Below are 22,560 nucleotides of genomic sequence, written 5' to 3'. Positions count from 1 at the left end.
TCACTGTTGTCGGCAAGTTTGTCGAGTTCTATGGTGAGGGCGTCGCCCAGGTGCCGCTGGCCAACCGCGCCACCATCGGCAACATGAGCCCCGAGTTCGGTTCCACCGCCGCCATGTTCCCGATCGACGACGTCACGCTCGACTACCTGCGCCTGACCGGCCGCGACGAGCAGACCGTCGCCCTCGTCGAGGCATACGCCAAGGAGCAGGGCCTCTGGCACGACCCGTCCCGCCACCTCGAGTTCAGCGAGTTCATGGAGCTCGACCTCTCGACGGTCGTCCCCTCGATCGCCGGCCCGAAGCGTCCGCAGGACCGCATCCTCCTCTCCGAGGCGAAGAGCCAGTTCGAGAAGGACATCCTCAACTACGCCGCGGCCGCCGAAGAGGACTCGGTCGAGCTCGAAGGCACCTTCCCGGCCTCCGACCCCGGCACCACGCCCGGCGTCGAGCACGAGCACATCTCCGAAGACGGCGTCTCGCACCAGCACGACCACGAGCACGTGCCGTCGATGCTCGTCTCGGGTGCCCGCCACGCGGCATCCAAGCCGGTGAAGGTCACCACGCCCGACGGCGACACCTACATGCTCGACAACGGCGCCGTGACCCTGGCTGCGATCACGTCCTGCACCAACACGTCGAACCCATCGGTCATGATCGCGGCGGGCCTGCTCGCCAAGAAGGCCGTCGACAAGGGCCTCAAGCGCAAGCCGTGGGTCAAGACGACGCTGGGCCCCGGCTCGAAGGTCGTCACCGACTACTACGAGAAGTCCGGTCTCGACAAGGCGCTCGAGGGCCTCGACTTCTACACCGTCGGCTACGGCTGCACGATCTGCATCGGCAACTCGGGACCCCTCATCGAAGAGGTCTCCGCCGCGATCAACGAGAACGACCTGGCCGTCACGGCCGTCCTCTCGGGCAACCGCAACTTCGAGGGCCGCATCAGCCCCGACGTGAAGATGAACAACCTGGCGTCGCCGCCCCTGGTCGTCGCCTACGCACTGGCCGGCTCGATGAACTTCGACTTCGAGACGGACGCGCTGGGCAAGGACTCCGAGGGCAACGATGTCTTCCTCAAGGACATCTGGCCGTCGCCGGACGAGGTCCAGTCGGTCATCGACACCTCCATCTCGCGCGAGCAGTTCATCAAGCAGTACGCGACCGTCTTCGACGGCGACGATCGCTGGAAGAACCTCCCCACCCCCACCGGCCCCACCTTCGAGTGGGCCGAGGACTCGACGTACGTCCGCAAGGCGCCGTACTTCGACGGGATGGAGCGCACGCCCGCACCGGTCACCGACATCTCCGGCGCTCGCGTGATGGCGGCGCTCGGCGACACGGTCACCACCGACCACATCAGCCCGGCCGGCAACATCAAGGCGGGCACCCCCGCCGCGCAGTACCTGACCGAGCACGGCGTCGCGCAGAAGGACTTCAACTCGTACGGCTCGCGCCGTGGCAACCACGAGGTCATGATCCGCGGCACGTTCGCCAACATCCGCCTGAAGAACGAGCTGGTCGCCGCCGTGAACGACGGCCAGATCGTCGAGGGTGGCTACACCCGCGACTTCACCCAGGAGGGTGGCCCGCAGTCGTACATCTACGACGCGTGCATGAACTACCAGGCACAGGGCACCCCGCTCGTCGTCTTCGGCGGCAAGGAGTACGGCTCCGGCTCGTCGCGTGACTGGGCGGCCAAGGGCACGAGCCTGCTGGGCGTCAAGGCGGTCATCACGGAGAGCTTCGAGCGCATCCACCGCTCGAACCTCATCGGCATGGGCGTCGTCCCCCTGCAGTTCCCCGCCGGTGAGAGCTGGAAGTCGCTCGGCCTCGACGGCACCGAGATCGTCTCGATCTCGGGTCTCGAGCAGCTGAACGAGGGCGTCACCCCGAAGACCGTCAAGGTCGTCGCCGAGCCGAGCGAGTTCTCGCCCGAGGGCAAGCAGACGGTCGAGTTCGACGCGATCGTCCGCATCGACACCCCCGGTGAGGCGGACTACTACCGCAACGGCGGCATCCTGCAGTACGTGCTGCTTTCGCTGGTCTGACGCACCGAATACCACAGAACCCCGGCCCCGTCAGGTGCCGGGGTTCTGTGCGTCACGCCGCGTAGACTCGGGTCATGAGTCTTCTGGAGAGCATCCACGGTCCCCGCGACCTCGATCGCCTCTCACGGACGGAACTGCAGAGCCTCGCCGAAGAGGTCCGCGGATTCCTCGTCGAGAACGTGGCACGCACCGGGGGACACCTCGGGCCGAACCTCGGCGTCGTCGAGCTGACGATCGCCCTCCACCGGGTGTTCGATTCACCGAACGACCCGATCATCTTCGACACGGGGCACCAGTCGTACGTCCACAAGATGCTCACCGGACGTCAGGACTTCGACCGCCTCCGTTCGCGCGGCGGCTTGGCCGGCTACCCCCAGCGCAGCGAGAGTCCGCACGACGTGGTGGAGTCCTCGCATGCGTCGAGTTCGCTGAGCTGGGCCGACGGGATCTCCCGCGCGTTCCAGCGCACCGGTCGCAACGACCGTCACGTCGTCGCGGTCGTCGGAGACGGTGCGCTCACGGGCGGGATGACGTGGGAGGCGCTCAACAACATCTCCGATGACAACGACCGCAACCTCGTGATCGTCGTCAACGACAACGGGCGCTCCTACGCGCCGACCATCGGCGGCATGGCTCGGTACCTGAACCGCGTCCGCACGACCGACAGCTACGAGAGCCTCCGGCGGAAGTCGGCGAGTGCGTTCCGCATGTTCGGCCCGGTCGGTCGCGCGGTGTACCGCGGGGTCCGCGGCGGCACGCACGGATTCCTGTCCCGCTTCACCAACAACGCGGCGTTGTACTCCAACCTCGACATCAAGTACCTCGGCCCGGTCGACGGGCACGACCTCGACGCCCTGCAGGAGACGCTGCGACTCGCGAAGGAGTTCAGCGCTCCGGTGATCGTCCACGTCATCACGGAGAAGGGGCGCGGGTACGAGCCCGCTCGCCGCGACGAGGCCGATCAGTTCCACGCTGTGGGCAAGATCGATCCCACGACGGGGGAGCCGCTGGGGTCGTCGGATGCCGTGGCCTGGACGGACGTGTTCTCCGAGGCCCTCGTGGCCGCCGGCGACCGTCGGGACGACGTCATCGCCATGACCGCCGCAATGCTGCGGCCGACCGGCCTCCAGGACTTCGCGGCGAAGTTCCCCGACCGCGTCTACGACGTCGGCATCGCCGAGCAGCACGCCGTCGCCTCCTCGGCGGGCCTCGCCTACGGCGGGCTGCACCCGGTCGTCGCGATCTACGCGACCTTCATGAACCGCGCATTCGACCAGGTCCTCATGGACGTCGCCCTCCACAAGGCCGGGGTCACCTTCGTGCTCGACCGGTCGGGCGTGACCGGGCCCGACGGGCCCAGCCACCACGGTGTGTGGGATCTCGCGGTGCTCCAGCTCGTCCCCGGCATCCGCATCGCGGCGCCGCGCGACGGCGAACGCCTGCGTGAGCTCTTCGACGAGGCGATCGAGGTCGAGGACGCGCCCACGGTCGTCCGGTTCCCCAAGGGCGCCGTACCCGAGCCGCTCATGGCGGTGGAACGCCTCTCCGACGGCACTGACGTGCTCTTCCGAGGTGGAGCAGAAGACGTGCTTCTCGTGGGCATCGGCCCGATGGCGCACCTCGCGGTGGACGTCGCGACGCGGCTCCGCGCGCAGGGCATCGGCGCGACCGTCGTCGACCCGCGCTGGGCGGTGCCGATCCAGCCCGCGATCGTCGACCTCGCGCGCGCGCACCGACTCGTGATCACCCTCGAAGACGGCATCCGTGTCGGTGGCGTGGGCACCCGCGTCCGGCAGGTCCTCCGCGAGGCTGGCGTCTCGACGGCGGTGGACGAGCTGGGTCTCCCGGACGAGTTCATCGATCACGCGACCCGTGAGCAGATCCTCGAGGACGCCGGGCTCACCGCCTCGAAGATCGCGCAGGACGTCGTCGCGCAGGTGCTCGGCACCCGCATCCCGATCGCCCGGCCGTCCGACGACGTCGGCGCCATCTGGCTCGAGGATCAAGCGCAGCGCCGCGAGTCCTGAGCGTCGGGGCGGGAGGCTCCCGTCCGTCGCGGACGTGGCATCCGCTCGCGTGCGTGAAACGATGGACGGATGAGTTCTGCCAATCTGACCCGCGCCGAAACCGCCGACCGGTCGGCACACGTGACCCTGCACACGGTGGAGGTGTCGCTCGATCTGACGGGCGCGCCCGATGACGGGCAGACCACCTTCGACACCTCCAGCGTCTTGGTCTTCGACGCGACGACGGATGCCACGTGGGTCGACTTCCTCGGCGACGCCGTGCAGTCCGTCGAGGTCAACGGCGTCGAGCAGCCCGTCGATTGGGACGGCGCGCGCATCCGCGTGAGCGGCCTCGCCGCACAGAACACCGTGCGCATCCGGGCCCGCGGCCGGTACAGCCGGTCCGGCGAGGGACTCCACCGCTTCCGGGATCCGGTCGACGGCGCCGTGTACCTGTACACGCAGTACGAGCCGGCAGACTGCCGCCGCGTCTATGCGGTGTTCGAGCAGCCTGACCTGAAGGCACGGTGGACCTTCCACATCACCGCACCGGCCGAGTGGACAGTGCTGTCCGGCGGTGCCGAAACCGGCCGTGAGGCGGTGACCGGCGGCATCCGGGTCTCCTTCGCGCCGACGCAGCCGCTGTCCAGCTACGTCACCGCTGTCGCTGCGGGGCCGTACCACCGCGTGGCGGGACGGTGGGAGGGTGAGGACCAGACCGTCGAACTCGGCGTCCTCTGCCGCGCCTCTCTCGCCGAGCACCTCGATGCCGAGGAGATCCTCGGCATCACGCAGCGCGGGCTCGCCTTCTTCACGAAGGCATTCGCGCAGCCCTACCCGTGGGGCAAGTACGACCAGATCTTCGTGCCCGAGTACAACCTCGGCGCGATGGAGAACCCCGGCCTCGTGACCTTCACCGAGTCCTACCTCTACCGCGGCAAGTCGACCGTCGCGCAGCGTGAGGCGCGCGCCAACACGATCCTGCACGAGATGGCGCACATGTGGTTCGGCGACCTCGTCACGATGCGGTGGTGGGACGACCTGTGGCTGAAGGAGTCGTTCGCGGACTACATGGGCTCGCACGCCGCCGCAGCTGTCGGAGGATTCCCCGAGGCCTGGGTCACGTTCGCGAGCCGCCGCAAGGGCTGGGCCTACACGCAGGACCAGCTGCCGACGACGCACCCGATCGTCGCGGACATCGTCGACCTCGAAGCGGCCAAGCTGAATTTCGATGGGATCACGTACGCGAAGGGCGCTTCGGTGCTCAAGCAGCTCGTCGGGTTCGTCGGCGAGGAGGCGTTCTTCCGCGGCGCGCAGGCCTACTTCGCCGCGCACGCCTACGGCAACACGACCCTCGATGATCTCCTGTCGGCTCTCTCCTTCGCGTCGGGGAGGGACCTGTCGGAATGGAGCGCTGCGTGGCTCGAGACGACGGGTCTGCCTACGGTCCGCGTCGAACGCGACCCGCTTCTCGTCGTGCAGGACGGGGATCGGCCGCACCGGATGCGAGTGGGCTTCTACGCCTTCGACGGCGAACGCCTCGTGCGCCGCGGCGATGTCGAGGTCGACATCGCGGGCGAGCGCATGGCGGTCACCGCCCCGGTGATCCCGGACGCCGACCTCGTCGTCCCCAACGACGACGACCGCTCCTACGCGAAGGTGCGGCTCGACGCTCGGTCGCTGGACGCCGTCGAGCAGGGGCTCTCGACGATCGACGACCCGGTGGCGCGCGGTGTCATCTGGGCCGCGCTGTGGAACGCGACGCGCGACGGCGAGCTCGCTGCGGAGCGGTTCATCCGGATCGCCGTGCGACACGCGGCGGGGGAGACGAACGCGGCTCTCATGACCGACGTGCACGCGCGGGCTCTGTTCGCGCTCACGCACTACGTCCGTGCTGACCGGCGGGCATCCGCGGCCTCCGCGTGGCTGGAGGCGTGCGGGGAGGCCCTGCTCGCCGCGGAGCCCGGGTCTGACGCGCAGCTGTCCTGGGCCCGCGCGGTCGGTGCGGCTGCGGAGTACAGCGACGCCCGCGCCGACGATCTGCGCGCCCTGTTGACCGGCGCCGCGACGCCGCCCGACGGACTCCCGCTGGACCCCGACCTCCGCTGGTCCTGGTGGCTGGCGCTGTCGGCGACCGGGCACGCGGATGCGGCCGATCTCGACGCGGAGTACGTCCGGGATGCGACCGCGACCGGTGCGACGGCGCGGATCGCCGCGTTGGCCGCGCGTCCCGCGGCGGACGTGCGGGTGGCGGCCTGGCATGCCGCGTGGGACGACGAGTCGCTCACCAACGACCACCTCAGCGCGACGATCCGCGGTGCCCGCGCGGGTGGTCGGGACGACCTGCTCGGGTCCGTCACGGACGGGTACTTCGACCGCATCCTCGACGTCTGGTCCGCCCGCAGCATCGAGATCGCCGGTCGCCTCGTACGCGGCCTGTTCCCCGATGCCGAGACGACGGATGCCGCGGACTCGTGGCTCGCTGTACACCCCGACGCGCCCGCGGCGCTCCGTCGCATCGTGCTCGAGCAGCGCGACCACCTCGCCCGCGACCTCCGCGTCCGCGCCGCCCAGGAGCACCTTTCCGCCTGACGTCCGACGCCCGTCTTCGGGACCAGCGCGGAGCGGGGTCAGGTGGTCGACTCGACGATGCGGTCCTCGACGGCGGCGTCGAGGTCCGCCTGCGTGCGGCGGGCTCGCTGCCGGGGGTGAAGCGCCCGCCGGGCCGTGAACCACCATCCGGTGACGACGGTCAGCCCGCCGGCTCCGACGTGGGCGATGAAGAGCTCCGGCGTGAGCGGCGGCATACCGCCGATCGTGAGCGCGACGACCAGGGTGAGCGCCCCGAGTGCCGCACCCAGCAGCGCGAAGGCGGCGACGTGGAGACCCTTCCCGGAAACGCGCCGGAGCGCGCGCCCGAGGGCCCAGGCCGGAGTCAGCCCGACGACGAGCGTGCCGATCGTCCAGGGCGCCGCGACGCCGACGAGGTACAGCAGGAAGACCGGGAGCCAGGTCAGCACGCCGGCCGGATCGGCGGGGACGCTGACGATCGCTGTCAGGAGCGTTCCCCAGAGCGGGTACCCGAGGAAGGCGATCAGTGCGCCGCGGAGGAACTCGCCCATGGTGAACGCCATCGGCTCCTCGAGTGTGCGCACCGGCACGGTCGTCATGGGCTGAGTCTAGTGGCGCAGACGCGGAACGGCCCCGAGCCGAAGCCCGGGGCCGTCCTCACGTGCGATCGATCAGGCGCCGATGCCGCGGATGGGCGGGTTGTGGAACGTGCCGCCGAAGACGCGCTCGCTCGCCCCCTCGCGGTCGAGGTACGGCGTCGCGCCACCGTCGATGAACGGCCAGCCGGCGCCGAGGATGAGGCAGAGGTCGATGTCCTCGACCTCGGGCACGACACCCTCGTCCAGCATGATCTTGATCTCCTGGGCCAGCCCGTCCTGGACGCGCTGGAGGATGACGTCGGATGCCGTCGCCTTCGAGCCGGCCGCCTTCTTGACGACCTTCTCCGCGGCCTTCGTGAAGCCGGTGACCCGACCGCCCTTGTCCTTCTCGACGATCTCCGACAGCTCGGCGAGCTCGTGGAAGTTGTCGTTGGCGTAGAAGCGGTCCGGGAACGCGCGCACCATCGTGTCCTGCACGTGGGCGGCCACCTTCCAGCCGACGAGGTCGATGAGCTGGAACGGTCCCATCGGCAGGCCGAGCGGCGCGAACGCCTTCTCGACGTCGGCGACGGGCGTGCCCTCGTAGACCGCGCGTGCGGCTTCGCCCATGACCTTGGCGAGGAGGCGGTTCACCACGAAGCCCGGGGCGTCGGCGGTGAGCACGGCGTTCTTGCCGAGGCCCTTGGCGACGACGAACGCCGTCGACAGGGCGGCATCCGAGGTCTGCGGCGTCTTCACGATCTCGATCAGCGGCATCACCGCGACCGGGTTGAAGAAGTGGAAGCCGACGAGGCGCTCGGGGTGGGCGAGCTTCGAGCCGATCTCCTCGACCGAGAGCGACGAGGTGTTCGTGGCGAGGATCGTGTCCTCGGCGACGATCGCCTCGATCTCGGCGAACACGGACTGCTTGACGCCGACCTCCTCGAAGACGGCCTCGATGACGAAGTCGCAGTCCTTGTAGAGGCTCTTGTCGGTTGTGCCGGTCACGAGCGCGCGCAGCTTGTTGGCACTGTCCGCGTCGAGGCGGCCCTTCGCCTCGAGCTTGCCGATCTCCTCGTGGATGTAGGCGACGCCCTTGTCCACGCGGGCCTGGTCGAGGTCCGTGATGAGGACGGGAACCTGCAGGCGGCGGACGAACAGCAGCGCGAACTGGCTCGCCATGAGGCCGGCGCCGATGATGCCGACCTTGGTCACCTTCTTCGCGAGAGTCTTGTCGGGGGCGCCGACGGGACGCTTCGCACGCTTCTGCACGAGGTCGAACGCATACATGGATGCCGCGAACTGGTCGCCCGTGACGAGGTCGGCGAGCGCCTCGTCCTCGCGCGCGAAGCCCTCGGCCTTCGTGCCGCTCTTCGCCTTGTCGAGGAGGTCCAGGGCGACGTACGGGGAGCGAGGCATCGTGCCGATCTTCGACTCGAGCATGCCGCGCGCCATCTTGATCGCGATGGGCCACTTGGTGAGGCGCTCGATCTTGCCCGGCTCGTTCTTGCGCTCGACCTTGACCGTGCCGGCGAGCACGCCGTCGGCCCAGCGGAGCGAGTCCTCGAGGTAGTTCGAGGCGGGGAAGATCGCGTCCATGATCCCGAGGTCGAAGGCCTGCTTCGGCTTGAGCACACGGTTCTGCTTCAGCGGGTTGGAGATGACGACCTCGAGGGCGTTCTCGATGCCGATGAGGTTCGGCAGCAGGTAGGCGCCACCCCAGCCGGGGATGATGCCGAGGAACACCTCGGGCAGCGCGATGGCCGCCGCCGATGCGTCGACCGTGCGATAGGTCGAGTTGAGGGCGATCTCGAGGCCGCCGCCGAGAGCGAGCCCGTTCACGAAGGCGAAGGACGGCACGCCGAGGTCGGAGAGCTTGCCGAGCACCTTGTGGCCGAGCTGGGCGATCAGGCGGGCGTTGTCCTTCGACCCGACGTTGCTGACCTCGCTGAGGTCGGCGCCGGCGGCGAGGATGTACTGCTTGCCCGTGATGCCCACAGCCTGGATCTCGCCCTTGGCGGCGCGGGCTGCCAGGGTGTCGAGCGTCTGGCCGAGCGCCGTAAGGGTCGCCGGTCCCAGGGTGTTCGGCCGCGTGTGGTCGCGCCCGTTGTCGAGCGTGATGAGAGCCATCACCTTGCCGCTGGGCAGCGTGATGTCACGGGCGGGGGAGTTCGTGACGACCTCGCTGTCGGAGAGGCCGAGGATCGGGCTGAAGTCGATGGAGTCGTAGTTCGTCATCGCGGCTGTCTCACTTCTTCTTGCCGTTGTAGTGCGGGTTCTCCCAGATGACCGAGCCGCCCTGACCGAGGCCCACGCACATGGCGGTGAGGCCGTACCGGACGTCGGGACGCTCGGCGAACTGAGCCGCGAGCTGGATCATGAGGCGGACACCGGATGCCGCGAGGGGGTGCCCGACGGCGATCGCGCCGCCCCACTGGTTCACGCGCGGGTCGTCGTCGGCGATCCCGAAGTGATCGAGCAGCGAGATGACCTGCACCGCGAACGCCTCGTTCAGCTCGAACAGGCCGATGTCGTCGATCGTGAGACCCGCCTTCTTGAGCGCCTTCTCGGTCGACGGGATCGGGCCGATGCCCATGATCTCCGGCTGAACGCCGGCGAAGGCGTACGAGACGAGGCGCATCTTCGGCTTCAGGCCCAGCTCCTTCACGGCGCCGCCGCCGGCGATCAGCGACATGGTCGCCCCGTCGGTGAGGGGCGAGGAGGTGCCGGCGGTGACGCGGCCGTGCGGACGGAAGGGCGTCTTCAGCGCGGCGAGGTCTTCCATCGTGGTCTGCGGACGACGGCCCTCGTCTTCGGTCGCGAGGCCCCAGGCGCCCTGGGCGTCCTTGACCGCGACGGACACGAGGTCGGGCTGGATCTTGCCGGCGTCGTAGGCGGCCTGCGCCTTGTGCTGGCTCAGCATGCCGAACCGGTCGCTGCGCTCCTTGGTGAGGTGCGGGAAGCGGTCGAAGATGCGCTCGGCCGTGACGCCCATGTTGAGCGCGCCCGGGTCGACCATCTTCTCCGCGACGAAGCGCGGGTTCGGGTCGGCGTTGCCGCCGATGGGGTAGTGACCCATGTGCTCGACGCCACCGGCGAGGGCGACGTCGTACATGCCGGCCATGATCGATCCGGCCATGGTGGTGACGCTCGTCATGGCGCCCGCGCACATGCGGTCGATCGCGAAGCCGGGCACCGTCTGCGGGAGACCGGCGAGGATCGCGACGGAGCGCCCGAGGGTAAGGCCCTGCTCGCCCGTCTGGCTCGTCGCGGCGATGGCGACGTCGTCGACGCGGTCGGCGGGGACCGACGGGTTCCGTTCCATGAGACCGATCGTCGCCTTCACGGCGAGGTCATCGGCCCGGGTGTTCCAGTACATGCCCTTTTCGCCGGCGCGCCCGAACGGGGTGCGCATTCCGTCGACGAAGTAGACGTCCGAAAGCTCGGCCACACTGCCTCCAATGGTTGGGTTCACCCCCAGCCTAGGGACGCGCGGAGGGCGGAAAAATCGGTTGGTTCGAACCTACGAAGCCGATTCGGGGGCGTCCCCGGATGCGTTGACGGATTCCACAAAGGCGGCGGCGATCACCTGTGCAGTCTGTGCAATCTGCCAGGGGCGCGCACCCCGCTCCTCGAGCGCTGCGGAGATCGTCTCCGCGGTGATCTCGGCCGGCGGATTCCACGCCACACGCCGCAGCGTGTCGGGCGTCAAGAGGTTCTCCGTCGGCATCGACAGGCCCTCGGCGACGGCCTCCACAGCCGGCCGTGCGGCCTTCAGGCGTGCGTCCGCGGGAGGGTTGCGGTCCGCCCACGCGCGAGGCGGCGGCATCCCGTCGCCACTGCCACGCTCGGAGGGCAGCATCGGATCGGCTCGGCCCGCTTCGATCGCGGCCCACCAGCGATCCAGCTGCGAGCGGCTCGCGCGCCCCGTGAACTCCTTGATCCGCGCGAGGTCGGCCTTCGTGGCAGGGTCGGCGGCCACCGCGGCGACCAGCGCGCGGTCGGGCACGAGACGGCCGGGGGAGACGTCCTCTGCCTGGGCGAACTCCTCGCGCGACGTCCACAGTGCGCGCGCGATCGCGAGCGCGCGACGACCGCGCAGACTGTGCAGGCCGCTCAGCCGGCGCCACGGCTCTTCGCGGGCGGGCTTGGCGGGGCGGGTGCGGACCGCCTCGAACTCCTCCTCGGCGAAGGCGGTCTTGCCCTGCTCCTCGAGCTCGGCGACGAGCGCGTCGCGGACGTCGACGAGGTGGAGGACATCGAGGGCGGCGTACTCGAGCCACTCCTGCGGCAGCGGCCGGGTCGACCAGTCGGCGGCGCTGTGCGCCTTCGCGAGGGCGATGCCGAGGGTGCGTTCGACGACAGCTCCGAGACCGACGCGGTCGTGCCCGAGCAGACGCGATGCGAGTTCGGTGTCGAAGATGCGAGGCGGGTTCAAGCTGTCTTCGCGGAGCGACGGGAGATCCTGGCTCGCCGCGTGGAGCACCCACTCCTCGTCGCCGATCGCGCTCTGCAGCGCTGACATGTCGCCGATCGCACGCGGGTCGAACAGGAACACCCCGGCATCCCGGCGGAAGACCTGGATCAGGTACGCGCGCTGCGAGTATCGGAAGCCCGATGCTCGCTCCACGTCGACGGCCACGGGCCCCGTGCCTGCCGCGAGGGTCGCCGCGGCCTTCGCCGCTCCGTTCAGATCGGCGATGACGTCGTACTCAGCCACGTGCGCTCCGCTGTCCGCCGAATACGGCGATGTTCTCCGAGCCCGGTGGAAGGCCTGCGAGCATGCAGACCAGTTCCGCCCAGGCGTCCATGTGTCGTGTCAGTTCGCCCTCGGGAGACCACGACGCGCGGAGCTCTATCTGCGCGCCGTCGCCTTCTGCGGCGAGCGTGCCGAAGCCCTTCGAGAGCGTCTTGGTCGCTGTGCCCGACGCGGCGTGGAATGTCGCGCCACGGGCGGCGAGCGCATCGACCAACCAGGACCAGGCTACGTCGGCGAGCAGGGGATCGGTGCCGATCTCGGGTTCGAGGGGCGCCTGCGCGAAGCAGACGATCCGCCAAGGGCCGCCCCACGCGTCGGGTTCATCGGGGTCGTGGAGGATGACGATGCGGCCGGTGCCGAACGGCGAGTCGGTCTCGTCCTCTTCGGGACGGACGTCGCCGGCGAACGCGATCGCTTCCGGTGCGAGGGAGGAGGGCGCGGCGATCTCGCGCACGACGAAGTCATCGCGGAACGTGAGGGCGCGCAGCGCGTCGGCGGTCGCGGTGAAGGCGGGCGAGGCGTCCGCGTGGTCAGTCACGCCGTCAGACTAGAATGAGCGCACCATGAAGGGTTCCAGGCGCGCCGTCCCCGAGGGCGCCCGACCCGCGTCAGCCGCCGTTTTCGGGGGCGTCATCGTCGGCCTGGCGACGGCCCTCGTCAGCGCGAGCGGGGTGCTGGCCTTCGTGGCCGCCCGCATCGGCCGCCGCGCGATCGAACCGGCCGCCCGCATCGCCGACCTGCGACTGCTCGACGTCGACACCGCCTCGCAGACCGTCCGCATCACGCGGAACGCCGACACCGAGCTGCCTGGCAGGTACGGACTCTTCACGAGCGGGACGCAGTCGTACCTCAAGATCGGCACGGTCCTGTCGACGGATGCCGCCGGGGTCACCCGCAAGCTCCTCACCGAAGTGGGTCCGACCGACCGCCTCGCGGCGGAGGCCGCGTTCAGCGGGTGGTACTTCCGCGACCCCGAGGAGCTGCACCTGCCGTTCACCGAGGTGGAGGTCCCGACCTCGCTCGGGGGCGCGCCCGCGTGGCTGTTCCCGACCGAGGATCACAGCGGGGTCTGGGCGATCCACGTGCACGGCCGCGGGACGACCCGCTCGGAGTGCCTGCGCGCCATCCCCACCTTCCGCTCCGCCGGTCTCACCTCGCTCATCGTCTCGTACCGCAACGACGGCGAGGCGCCCGCGACCCGTGAGGGCACGTACGCGCTCGGCGCGACGGAGTGGCGCGACGTGGACGCCGCGATCGAGCTGGCCCTCTCTCGCGGTGCACGCCGCATCGTGCTCGTGGGCTGGTCGATGGGCGGCGCGATCGCGCTGCAGACTGCGCTGAACTCTGCGCACGGCGACGTGATCGCCGGGCTCATCCTCGACTCGCCCGTCATCGACTGGCGGACGGTGCTCGGTCACCACGCGCGTGCTCTCGGGGTGCCCCGCCCTGTCACGGGCCTCGCGCTCGGTGCGTTGACCCGCGGCTGGTCGAGCAGGCTGTCGGGAGCGGAGGACCCGATCCCCCTCGATGACCTCGATCTGGTCACCCGCGCGGCGGAGCTGCGGCATCCCACCCTCATCCTGCACAGCTCGGGCGACGATTTCGTCCCGTCGGGCGCGTCTCAGGCGCTCGCGGCGGCGCGGGCGGACCTCGTCGACCTCGAGCAGTTCGAGGTCGCGCGGCACACGAAGCTCTGGAACTACGACGAGGACCGGTGGACGGGCGCGATCCGCTCCTGGCTGGAGCGGCAGGGGCTCACGTCCGGCGCAGTCGCAGGTAGCTGAAACCCGCCTCGTCGACGATCATCCCCGCGACCTCCGTGGCGACCGGTCGTGCCACGTCGAGCACCGGGGATGCCACGGGCGTCAGCGCCGGCGCGGTGGTCAGGCAGAACTCGTCGATGAGCCCGGCGTCGGCGAACTGGGACGCGAGCGACGGGCCGCCCTCGCACACGATGCGCCCGAGTCCGCGCCCCCGCAGCACCCCGACGATGCCGGCGGGGGAGAGGTCGTCCCTACCGGGCACCCGGACGACGGTGGCGAGTCCGGTGTCGTCGGGCTCGGGGACACCCTCGGGAAGCAGGAGCAGCACCTGATCGGCGGGAGCGTCCGTGCGCGCCGTGAAGCGGTGACCGCGGAGGTCGCCGGAACGGGAGACGACGGCGAGTCGCGCTCGGCGGGGGAGGACGTATCCCTCTGCGCGGACCGTCTGGGCGCCCACGACGACGACGTCCGCCTCCGCGCGGATGGCGGAGAGGATCGCGCGGTCGACGCGGCTGGTGAGCGTGTCGCTGGTGCCGTCGGAACCCACTGCCGCGCCCGTGAGCGACGTGAGCATGTTGAGTCGGACGTACGCGTGGTCACCGCGACGGTAGCGATCGGCGATCCAGCTGCGGCCGTCATCGGACGCGGCATCCGCTCGTTCGCCGGAAGACGGTACGACCTCGGTCACCCACACGTGGTCATCCTCGCACGCCGCTAGGGTTGACGGGTGCCTTCCGACCCCGCCGTCACGCATCTGAGCGATCGTCATCCCCAGGTCAGCGGGGCCGAGATGGTCGCCGCTCTCGTCCCGCCGCCGCAGTTCGACGGCGCCACGTTCTCGACCTACCGCGCGGACGACACGTACCCGTCGCAACAGGAGGCCAAGGATCTTCTGGAGCGGTTCAGCGGTGGGGCCGGGGCGCCCGTCGCCCGCGGCGGCTTCTTCAGGCGAGCGAAGCGCGAGCCGGAGATGAAGCCCGGTGTCTACCTCGACGGTGGCTTCGGTGTCGGCAAGACCCACCTGCTCGCGTCCATCTACCATGCGATGCCCGCACGCCGGAAGTACTTCGGGTCGTTCATCGAGTACACGGCGCTCGTCGGGGCGCTCGGCTATCAGAAGACGGTGGAGCTGTTCCGCGGCGCAGATCTGCTCTGCATCGACGAGTTCGAACTCGACGACCCGGGCGACACGATGGTGATGACCCGGCTGATCGGCGAACTGGTGCCCACCGGCACGAAGCTCGCGGCCACCTCCAACACTCCGCCGAACGCGCTTGGGGAGGGTCGTTTCGCGGCACAGGACTTCCTCCGGGAGATCCACGCCATGGCCGAGCACTTCCAGACGATCCGCATCGACGGCACCGACTACCGTCAGCGCGCTGTCGACGGGCATGCCGTCGTGCTCGCCGATGGTGACTACGAAAGCGCGACCGAAGACGGAGCCCGCTCGGGCGTCGCCTCGGACGACGACTTCACCGCGCTCGTGAAGCATCTCGCGACGGTGCACCCGTCGCGATACATCCGCCTCATCGAGGGCATCGACCAGATCGGTCTGCGCGATGTCACCCCGTTCGACGATCAGTCCGCCGCGCTGCGCTTCGTCGCGTTCGTCGACCGTGCCTACGATGCCCAGATTCCGATCCGTGCGACGGGCACGCCGCTCGACCAGGTGTTCGGCGAGGACATGCTCGCCGGCGGTTACCGCAAGAAGTACCTCCGCGCCGTCTCCCGTCTGGTCGCACTCACTCATTCCTGAGGTTCCCCCTGGCGACTGCAGAGCATCACGAAACCTGATGTTTACGCCAGGGGCACTCGTGTAACACCCGCGAAACGCGGCGCATGCGGCAGCCGAAACCCCGGCCCGCAAAACTGAACGCGCCCGAAAAGCTCGCGAACCCGATGACTTGCGAAGCTCCGGGACCGAGTTACACAACACATGAGTGAGGAACTTCATGGACAGCGGAAACCTCGCGTGGTCTGTCGCGGCGACAGCCCTCGTTCTCCTAATGACGCCCGGTGTGGCGTTCTTCTACGGCGGTCTTGTCAAGGCGAAGAGCGTCGTCAGCATGATGATGCTCAGCTTCGGTGCGATGGGCCTCGTCGGCGTCCTGTGGATCCTCTTCGGATTCAACATGTCGCTCGGCGGCGGCACGCTCGCGTTCGCCGGCAACCCGTTCAGCGACTTCGGCCTGGCCGGCGCTGACAGCGACACCCTGGTCGGCGCGACCTTCGGTGCCACCTTCGCGATCATCACGGTCGCCCTCATCTCCGGCGCCATCGCCGACCGCGCCAAGTTCGGTGCGTGGATGATCTTCGCGGGCCTGTGGGCGACGGTCGTCTACTTCCCCGTCGCTGCGTGGGTCTGGGGCGACGGCTGGATCTTCAACTGGGGTGACGAGACGGGCCTTCCCGCCGTCATCGACTACGCCGGTGGTACCGCTGTCCACATCAACGCCGGTGCAGCAGCTCTCGCTCTCGCCCTGGTCCTCGGCAAGCGCGTCGGATTCCAGAAGGGCATCCACAAGCCTCACAACGTGCCGCTCGTGATGCTCGGTGCGGCGCTTCTGTGGTTCGGCTGGTTCGGCTTCAACGCCGGCGCCGAGGGCACCTTCGGCCTGCTCGGCACCGAGGACCAGATGGTCGGCACGATCGTCATCAACACCCTCGGCGCCACGGCAGCCTCCATCCTCGGCTGGACGCTCGTCGAGAAGCTCAAGGACGGCAAGGCGACCTCCGTCGGTGCCGCCTCGGGTGCTGTCGCCGGTCTCGTCGCGATCACCCCGGCCTGCGCCGCCCTCGCTCCCGGTTGGGCCCTGCTGCTCGGTGTCATCGCCGGTGCCGTCTGCGCCCTGGCGATCGAGCTGAAGTGGAAGCTCGGCTACGACGACTCGCTCGACGTCGTGGGCGTCCACCTCGTCGGTGGTTTCATCGGCACCCTCTACCTCGGCTTCTTCGCCACCGGAACCGGCCTGTTCACCGGCGGTGACGCCGGCCAGCTGGTGTCGCAGACGGTCGCGGCCCTCGCGGTCCTGGTCTACTCGTTCGTCGTCGCCTTCGTCATCGGCTTCGCCATCGAGAAGACGATCGGCTTCCGCGTCAAGAACGAGGACGAGCTCGCCGGCATCGACACCGTGGTCCACGGCGAAGAGGGCTACGCCCTCGCCGACTGATCGACACACCTCTCGAAGAGGCGTCCCGGCTCCGGCCGGGGCGCCTCTTCATCGTTGCGATGTCGGCTGCCGTCGACGCTGCACGGTGGTCTACCGTGGCGAGATGGGATTCTTCTCTCGCGTCATGCACCTGCTCGCTCCGCAGCGCCCGGATGCCGGTGCTTCCCAGATCCCGCACATCGTGGCCCCGGGGGGAGGGGCGTCGGCGAACGCGGCATCCATCGTCGAGATCGCCCCGCCCGGTCCTGGCGCGCTCGAGCTCGTGTATGCAGCCCAGCCCGACGGGCGTCCCGATGCCGGTGAGGTCGTGTGGGGCTGGGTGCCGTTTCAGGAGGATCCGACCCAGGGCAAGGACCGCCCACTGCTGCTGATCGCCGAGGCGGACGGAGGGCGGGTCTTCGCGATGAAGCTCACCAGCCGTGAGCCCGACCGTCCCGACGGGTCGATCTTCCTCGGCACGGGTCCCTGGGACCGCGCAGGCCGCCCCTCGTGGCTGGACACGGATCAGGTGTACCTCGTGCCCCGCGACGGCGTCAGGCGCGAAGGAGCGGCTGTGAGCCCCGAGGTCTTCGCAGACGTCGCCACCGAGCTCGCGACACGCTTCGGGTGGCGCGTGCGCGGCTGATCCGGCGAGGTCAGTCGACAGTCGTCGCGGAGGCGGTCGGCGCGAAGATGATGATCGCCGCTCCCAGGAGCGCCACGGCGGACCCGACGTAGTCCCACGTCGTCGGCCGGAAGCCGTCCACGACGATGCCCCACGCCAGCGAGCCGGCGATGAAGATGCCCCCGTACGCAGCCAGGACGCGGCCGAAGTTGGCGTCGGGCTGCAACGCCGCGATGAACCCGTACGCGCCCAGCGCGACGACCCCGATCAGCGCGAAGAGCCAGCCCTTGTTCTCGCGGACCGCCTGCCAGATCAGCCAGGCCCCGCCGATCTCGGCGACGGCGGCGAGGGCGAACAGGATGATGATGCGGGCGATGGTCATGGCGCCAGTCTGGCAGGGGGATCGTGCGCGGCGGGAACACGAAACCCCCGGCAAGCCGGGGGTCTGAGGGTGGGCGATGCCGGACTCGAACCGACGACCTCTTCCGTGTGAAGGAAGCGCGCTACCAACTGCGCCAATCGCCCCAGGCCACTGAGGGCCGGTGATCGAGCATACCCGATCGGCGGTGCCGTCTTGAACGACGAGGCGGGACACGCGCGGGGGGCATCGGTTTTGTGCTCGGCGAAATGTCGTCTAATGTAGATCGAGTTCCCGGGGCAACCAGGGAGCGCAGGTCCTCGGGGAAACCGGAGGGCACGCGGATGTAGCGCAGTGGTAGCGCATCACCTTGCCAAGGTGAGGGTCGCGAGTTCGAATCTCGTCATCCGCTCGAGTGTGGGGGATCTCCTTCGGGAGATCACGTCACGTGGGTCAAACCACACACGGTGGCGTGGCCGAGTGGCTAGGCAGCGGCCTGCAAAGCCGTCCACACGGGTTCGAATCCCGTCGCCACCTCCACTCCACAACTCAACAGCCTTCACGGGCGCGATTGGCGCAGCGGTAGCGCGCTTCCCTGACACGGAAGAGGTCACTGGTTCGATCCCAGTATCGCGCACAGAGACGAACCCCCGGTTTTACCGGGGGTTTTCTCGTTTCAGGGGCCATGATCTGTGTGGTTTTCGCGTAAGGCGCACTCAGCCTCGCGATCAGTAGCGGGTGCTGAAACGCGAACTGCGCGGGCTTCGCGACGTGCGTTCTCGCGAGTGGCCGGCCTCTGCCGGGCGCAGCGGTCGAGGGCTAGGCTCGCGGCATGGCCCATCTCGTACTCACGGTGGTCGGTGACGACCGGCCCGGTCTCGTCAATGCGCTCGCGGAGCAGGTCGCCGCTCACGGCGGCAACTGGGAGCGCAGCGAGCTCGCCGAGCTCGCCGGCGCGTTCGCCGGGATCGTGCTCGTCTCGGTTCCCGATGACCGTGCGGAGCAGCTGACCGCGGCATTGGGAGACCTGGATGGGATGCTGCGTGTCACGACGCACAGCGGCCACGCCGCCACCGAGGCGCCGACTCCCGCGCAGTCGTACGAGGTCACGGTGCTCGGCAACGACCGGCCCGGTATCGTCCGTGACGTGTCGGCAGCGATCGCCGCCCACGCCGCGAGCGTGGACGTCTTCCGCAGCCGCACCCTCGAAGCGCCCATGGCCGGCGGCACACTCTTCGAAGCCACGGCTGTCGTGCGTGTTCCCGAGGGAGCGGATGCCGCTGCCGTGACAGCCGCGCTCGAGCGCCTCGCGGACGAGATCCAGGTCGACGTCACCGTCGCGTGAGATGACGACCGCGGCGGACATCCGCGCGGCCCTTCGGAGCGCCGCCGATCCGGAACGTGCGGCCGGGCAGCAGGCCTACATGAAATCCGACATGCCGTTCCTCGGCGTCCGCGTGCCCGAAACGCGGTCGATCGCACGGCGGTCCGCGCGATCGATCTCGGACGGCCGCGTCGTCCTGGCGGCGGCACGTGAGCTCTGGGACGGCGCCACGCACCGCGAGGAACGGTACGCGGCCATGATGCTCCTGGCCGTGCCACCCGTGCGCGGCGACCAGGCGGTGGTGCCGCTGATCGAGCACATGGTGCGCGCCGGCCAGTGGTGGGACATCACCGACGAGCTCGCCGGGCGGGTGCGGGAGCTCCTCGACGCTCACCCTCGCGACGCGGCATCCCTCGTCCGCGGCTGGAGCGTCAGCGGTGACCTGTGGCTCCGGCGGCTCGCGATCCTGTCACAGCTGAACCGTCGCGAGCGCACCGACCTGAAGCTGCTCGCCGACGTGCTGGAGCCGAACCTGCGCGATCCGGACTTCTTCATCCGCAAGGCGATCGGCTGGGCGCTGCGGGACGCGGCGCGGAAGTTCCCGGAATGGGTCGCGGCTTACGTGCCCGCTCACGCGCTCAGCCCGCTGAGTCGGAGGGAGGCTGTGCGCCACCTCTCGCACTAGAATCGCGCTTATGGATCATCGCCGGCACCCCGCTTCCGTCGGCGCGCGAACGCTTCGCGCCTGAGCGGGCGGAGCGCACCGCGCTCCACGCTGAGTAGCCTCGATCCAAGCCACGTTTCTGGAGAATTCCCCTTGACTGATGTGATCGCGCCGGCAGATGTCGCACTTCCCGCCGATGGTTTCGCCCTCTTCCCCGACCGCTCCGTCGTCGCCCTGCGCGTCCACGGCGAACTGAAGGATCTCTCCACCACGGTCGACGACCTCGACGGCGTCGAGGCGGTCACGATCGACAGCCCTGACGGTCTGTCGATCCTGCGGCACTCGACGGCGCACGTGCTGGCGCAGGCGGTGCAGCGGGTGCGCCCGCAGGCGAACCTCGGCATCGGGCCGCCCGTCACCGACGGTTTCTACTATGACTTCGGCGTGGACGACCCGTTCACCCCCGAGGACCTCAAAGCCATCAAGAAGGAGATGGAGCGCATCGTCCGCGAGGGCCAGCGCTTCGTCCGCCGCGTCGTCACCGACGACGAGGCCCGCGCCGAGCTCGCCGACGAGCCGTTCAAGCTCGAGCTCATCGGGCTCAAGGGCGGGGGAGCGGAGTCCACCGAAGGCGCGTCCGTCGAGGTCGGGGCCGACGAGCTCACGATCTACGACAACGTCCGCAAGGACGGCGAGGTCGCCTGGAAGGACCTTTGCCGCGGGCCCCACGTGCCCGGCACCCGCATGATCGGCAACGGCTGGGACCTGACCCGCGTGGCCGGCGCCTACTGGCGCGGCAGCGAGAAGAACCCGCAGCTGCAGCGCATCTACGGCACCGCCTGGCCGCCGAAGGACGAGCTTCGCGCCTACCAGCACCGTCTCGAAGAGGCCGCCAAGCGCGACCACCGCAAGCTCGGCAAGGAACTCGACCTGTTCTCTTTCCCCGAGGAGATCGGCCCCGGCCTGTCGGTGTTCCACCCCAAGGGCGGGATCATCCGATACGAGATCGAGCGCTACATGCGCGAGCGTCTCCTGGCCAACGGCTACGAGGTCGTGAACACGCCCCACATCACCAAGGGCGACCTGTTCATGACCAGCGGGCACCTGCAGTGGTACGCCGACGGCATGTACCCGCCGATGGTGCTCGATGAGGTGGTGGATGCCGACGGGCACGTGTCCCGCGAGGGCCAGGAGTACTACCTGAAGCCCATGAACTGCCCGTTCCACAACCTGATCTTCCGCTCCCGTGGACGCAGCTACCGTGAGCTGCCGCTGCGCCTCAGCGAGTTCGGGTCGGTCTACCGCTACGAGAAGAGCGGCACCCTCGCGGGCCTCACCCGCGTGCGCGGGATGACGCAGGACGACACCCACATCTACGTCACCGCCGAGCAGGTCAAGGGCGAGCTCGAGCACAGCCTCGAGTTCGTGCTGCAGACGCTGCGCGACTACGGCCTCAACGACTTCTACCTGGAGCTGTCCACCAAGGAGGAGGGCAACCCCAAGTTCATCGGCGACGACCGCCTGTGGGCAGAGGCGACCGAGACGCTCCGTCAGGTCGCCGAGGGGTCGGGCCTCGAGCTCGTTCCCGACCCGGGCGGCGCGGCGTTCTACGGACCCAAGATCTCCGTCCAGGCGCGCGACGCGATCGGCCGCACGTGGCAGATGTCCACCATCCAGCTCGACTTCAACCAGCCCGAGCGGTTCGAGCTGGAGTACACCGGCCCCGACGGCGAGAAGCACCGGCCGGTGATGATCCACCGCGCACTGTTCGGCTCGATCGAGCGTTTCTTCGCGATCCTGCTCGAGCACTACGCCGGAGCCTTCCCGGTGTGGCTGGCTCCCGTGCAGGTCGTCGGCATCCCCGTCGCCGAGGAGTACGGCCCCTACCTCGACGAGATCGTCGCGCGGCTCCGCGCCCGCGGCATCCGTGCCGAGGTCGACCACTCCGACGACCGCATGCCGAAGAAGATCCGCACCCACACGACGCAGAAGGTGCCCCTGCAGCTCATCGCGGGCGAGCAGGACCGCTCCGGCGGCACCGTGTCGTTCCGCTTCCGCGACGGCAGCCAGACCAACGGCATCGCCGTCGACGAGGCGATCGAGAAGATCGTCGCCGCCGTGGCATCCCGCGCCCTCATCAGCACCGCGGAGGACCTCGCATGACCGACGGAACCGAGCGCCGACTCGAGGATGCCGCGTCGCTCGGCGGCGTGCCCGACCAGTTCCAGCGGCTGTGGACGCCGCACCGGATGGCGTACATCCAGGCGGGACCGGAGCCCCTCGCGCACGACTGTCCGTTCTGCGCAGCCCCCGGCAAGAGCGACGAGGACGGCCTGATCGTCGCGCGAGGCGAGACCGCCTTCGTGCTGCTGAACCTCTACCCGTACAACTCCGGCCACCTGATGGTGTGCCCCTACCGCCACTTCGCGACGTACGACGACGCGACGCCGGAGGAGGTCGCCGAGATCGGCGCGCTCACGCAGATCGGCATGCGCGTCCTCCGCGACGTCGCCCGCTGCGACGGTTTCAACCTGGGTATGAACCAGGGTGCGGTCGCGGGAGCGGGCGTCGCCGAACACCTGCACCAGCACATCGTGCCACGGTGGGCGACGGACGCGAACTTCTTCCCGATCATCGCCAAGACGAAGGCTCTGCCGCAGCTGCTCGGAGAGGTGCGCAACGCCGTGCAGGGGGCCTGGCCCGTCATCTGACGGGCAG

Annotated in this window: 18 protein-coding genes and 4 tRNA genes; 14 read left to right on the top strand and 8 right to left on the bottom strand. The window is 69.4% G+C overall.

The features are described from left to right. From acnA to pepN, 3 genes are all read left to right on the top strand, one after another. Positions 1 to 2,045, top strand: a 2,045-nt coding sequence (gene acnA, locus ACHFGS_RS12090; protein WP_394289492.1) for an aconitate hydratase AcnA, incomplete at its 5' end; no start/stop codon positions are given. A 74-nt stretch (positions 2,046 to 2,119) separates the two neighbouring features. Then, positions 2,120 to 4,072, top strand: coding sequence for a 1-deoxy-D-xylulose-5-phosphate synthase (dxs, locus tag ACHFGS_RS12085; protein WP_394279927.1), 1,953 nt, complete (start codon positions 2,120 to 2,122; stop codon positions 4,070 to 4,072). A 69-nt stretch (positions 4,073 to 4,141) separates the two neighbouring features. Then, positions 4,142 to 6,643, top strand: coding sequence for an aminopeptidase N (pepN, locus tag ACHFGS_RS12080; protein WP_394279928.1), 2,502 nt, complete (start codon positions 4,142 to 4,144; stop codon positions 6,641 to 6,643). A gap of 38 nt (positions 6,644 to 6,681) precedes the next feature. Here pepN and ACHFGS_RS12075 read toward each other — a convergent pair whose 3' ends face one another. The 5 genes from ACHFGS_RS12075 to ACHFGS_RS12055 all read right to left on the bottom strand — a co-directional run bounded on the left by ACHFGS_RS12075 (position 6,682) and on the right by ACHFGS_RS12055 (position 12,497). Continuing rightward, a complete protein-coding gene (locus tag ACHFGS_RS12075; protein WP_394279929.1) occupies positions 6,682 to 7,221 on the bottom strand; it encodes a hypothetical protein in 540 nt (179 codons plus the stop codon). A 72-nt stretch (positions 7,222 to 7,293) separates the two neighbouring features. Further along, complete coding sequence (locus tag ACHFGS_RS12070; RefSeq protein ID WP_394279930.1) at positions 7,294 to 9,438, bottom strand: 3-hydroxyacyl-CoA dehydrogenase NAD-binding domain-containing protein; 2,145 nt, start codon at positions 9,436 to 9,438, stop codon at positions 7,294 to 7,296. Positions 9,439 to 9,448: 10 nt separating this feature from the next. Continuing rightward, on the bottom strand, positions 9,449 to 10,651 hold the full coding sequence (locus ACHFGS_RS12065; RefSeq protein ID WP_394289491.1) for a thiolase family protein: 1,203 nt from the start codon (positions 10,649 to 10,651) through the stop codon (positions 9,449 to 9,451). A gap of 72 nt (positions 10,652 to 10,723) precedes the next feature. Continuing rightward, on the bottom strand, positions 10,724 to 11,920 hold the full coding sequence (locus ACHFGS_RS12060; RefSeq protein ID WP_394279432.1) for a ribonuclease D: 1,197 nt from the start codon (positions 11,918 to 11,920) through the stop codon (positions 10,724 to 10,726). Further along, positions 11,913 to 12,497: a DUF3000 domain-containing protein gene (locus ACHFGS_RS12055; protein WP_394279431.1), complete on the bottom strand. Its 585-nt coding sequence runs from the start codon at positions 12,495 to 12,497 to the stop codon at positions 11,913 to 11,915. The genes ACHFGS_RS12060 and ACHFGS_RS12055 overlap by 8 nt, the downstream gene beginning before the upstream one ends. A gap of 25 nt (positions 12,498 to 12,522) precedes the next feature. Here ACHFGS_RS12055 and ACHFGS_RS12050 point away from each other — a divergent pair, with 25 nt between their 5' ends. After that, positions 12,523 to 13,743 carry an alpha/beta hydrolase family protein gene (locus ACHFGS_RS12050; protein WP_394279430.1) on the top strand — a complete coding sequence of 407 codons (1,221 nt, stop codon included), beginning with the start codon at positions 12,523 to 12,525 and terminating at the stop codon, positions 13,741 to 13,743. Here ACHFGS_RS12050 and ACHFGS_RS12045 read toward each other — a convergent pair. Continuing rightward, the gene (locus ACHFGS_RS12045; protein ID WP_394279429.1) at positions 13,715 to 14,410 is read right to left on the bottom strand and encodes a dihydrofolate reductase family protein; all 696 of its coding nucleotides are present in this window, start codon (positions 14,408 to 14,410) and stop codon (positions 13,715 to 13,717) included. The two genes, ACHFGS_RS12050 and ACHFGS_RS12045, sit on opposite strands and share 29 nt — an antisense overlap. A 39-nt stretch (positions 14,411 to 14,449) precedes the next feature. On the opposite strand from ACHFGS_RS12045, the gene zapE reads away from it, so the two are divergent. From zapE to ACHFGS_RS12030, 3 genes are all read left to right on the top strand, one after another. Then, on the top strand, positions 14,450 to 15,478 hold the full coding sequence (gene zapE, locus ACHFGS_RS12040; protein ID WP_394279428.1) for a cell division protein ZapE: 1,029 nt from the start codon (positions 14,450 to 14,452) through the stop codon (positions 15,476 to 15,478). Between the two features lie 196 nt (positions 15,479 to 15,674). After that, complete coding sequence (locus tag ACHFGS_RS12035; RefSeq protein WP_394279427.1) at positions 15,675 to 16,892, top strand: ammonium transporter; 1,218 nt, start codon at positions 15,675 to 15,677, stop codon at positions 16,890 to 16,892. 103 nt (positions 16,893 to 16,995) lie between these two features. Beyond that, complete coding sequence (locus ACHFGS_RS12030; RefSeq protein WP_394279426.1) at positions 16,996 to 17,517, top strand: type II toxin-antitoxin system PemK/MazF family toxin; 522 nt, start codon at positions 16,996 to 16,998, stop codon at positions 17,515 to 17,517. A gap of 10 nt (positions 17,518 to 17,527) precedes the next feature. Here the strand turns inward: ACHFGS_RS12030 and ACHFGS_RS12025 are convergent, their stop codons facing one another. Both ACHFGS_RS12025 and ACHFGS_RS12020 read right to left on the bottom strand, forming a co-directional pair. Continuing rightward, the gene (locus ACHFGS_RS12025) at positions 17,528 to 17,878 is read right to left on the bottom strand and encodes a YnfA family protein (RefSeq protein ID WP_394279425.1); all 351 of its coding nucleotides are present in this window, start codon (positions 17,876 to 17,878) and stop codon (positions 17,528 to 17,530) included. A 70-nt stretch (positions 17,879 to 17,948) separates the two neighbouring features. After that, positions 17,949 to 18,021, bottom strand: a tRNA-Val gene (locus ACHFGS_RS12020). A 173-nt stretch (positions 18,022 to 18,194) separates the two neighbouring features. On the opposite strand from ACHFGS_RS12020, the gene ACHFGS_RS12015 reads away from it, so the two are divergent. The 7 genes from ACHFGS_RS12015 (at position 18,195) to ACHFGS_RS11985 (ending at position 22,553) form a co-directional block, all read left to right on the top strand. Continuing rightward, a tRNA-Gly gene (locus ACHFGS_RS12015) sits at positions 18,195 to 18,266 on the top strand. Between the two features lie 54 nt (positions 18,267 to 18,320). Then, positions 18,321 to 18,394: transfer RNA gene (locus tag ACHFGS_RS12010), tRNA-Cys, on the top strand. A 25-nt stretch (positions 18,395 to 18,419) separates the two neighbouring features. Beyond that, positions 18,420 to 18,491 (top strand) — tRNA-Val (locus ACHFGS_RS12005). Between the two features lie 195 nt (positions 18,492 to 18,686). Then, entirely contained in the window at positions 18,687 to 19,199 is a 513-nt protein-coding gene (locus ACHFGS_RS12000; RefSeq protein ID WP_394279424.1) for a glycine cleavage system protein R, read from the top strand. A gap of 1 nt (position 19,200) precedes the next feature. Further along, positions 19,201 to 19,863: a DNA alkylation repair protein gene (locus ACHFGS_RS11995; RefSeq protein ID WP_394279423.1), complete on the top strand. Its 663-nt coding sequence runs from the start codon at positions 19,201 to 19,203 to the stop codon at positions 19,861 to 19,863. 132 nt (positions 19,864 to 19,995) lie between these two features. Further along, positions 19,996 to 22,005 (top strand): threonine--tRNA ligase, encoded by a 2,010-nt coding sequence (gene thrS, locus ACHFGS_RS11990; RefSeq protein ID WP_394289490.1) that lies wholly within the window; start codon positions 19,996 to 19,998, stop codon positions 22,003 to 22,005. After that, the gene (locus ACHFGS_RS11985) at positions 22,002 to 22,553 is read left to right on the top strand and encodes an HIT family protein (protein WP_394279421.1); all 552 of its coding nucleotides are present in this window, start codon (positions 22,002 to 22,004) and stop codon (positions 22,551 to 22,553) included. Before thrS ends, ACHFGS_RS11985 begins: the two co-directional genes overlap by 4 nt. The last annotated feature ends 7 nt before the right edge of the window (positions 22,554 to 22,560 follow it).

Origin of the sequence: Microbacterium sp. (genome assembly GCF_043427715.1) — a bacterium.
GTDB lineage: Bacteria > Actinomycetota > Actinomycetes > Actinomycetales > Microbacteriaceae > Microbacterium.
This window is presented reverse-complemented; position numbering and strand designations above follow the sequence as displayed.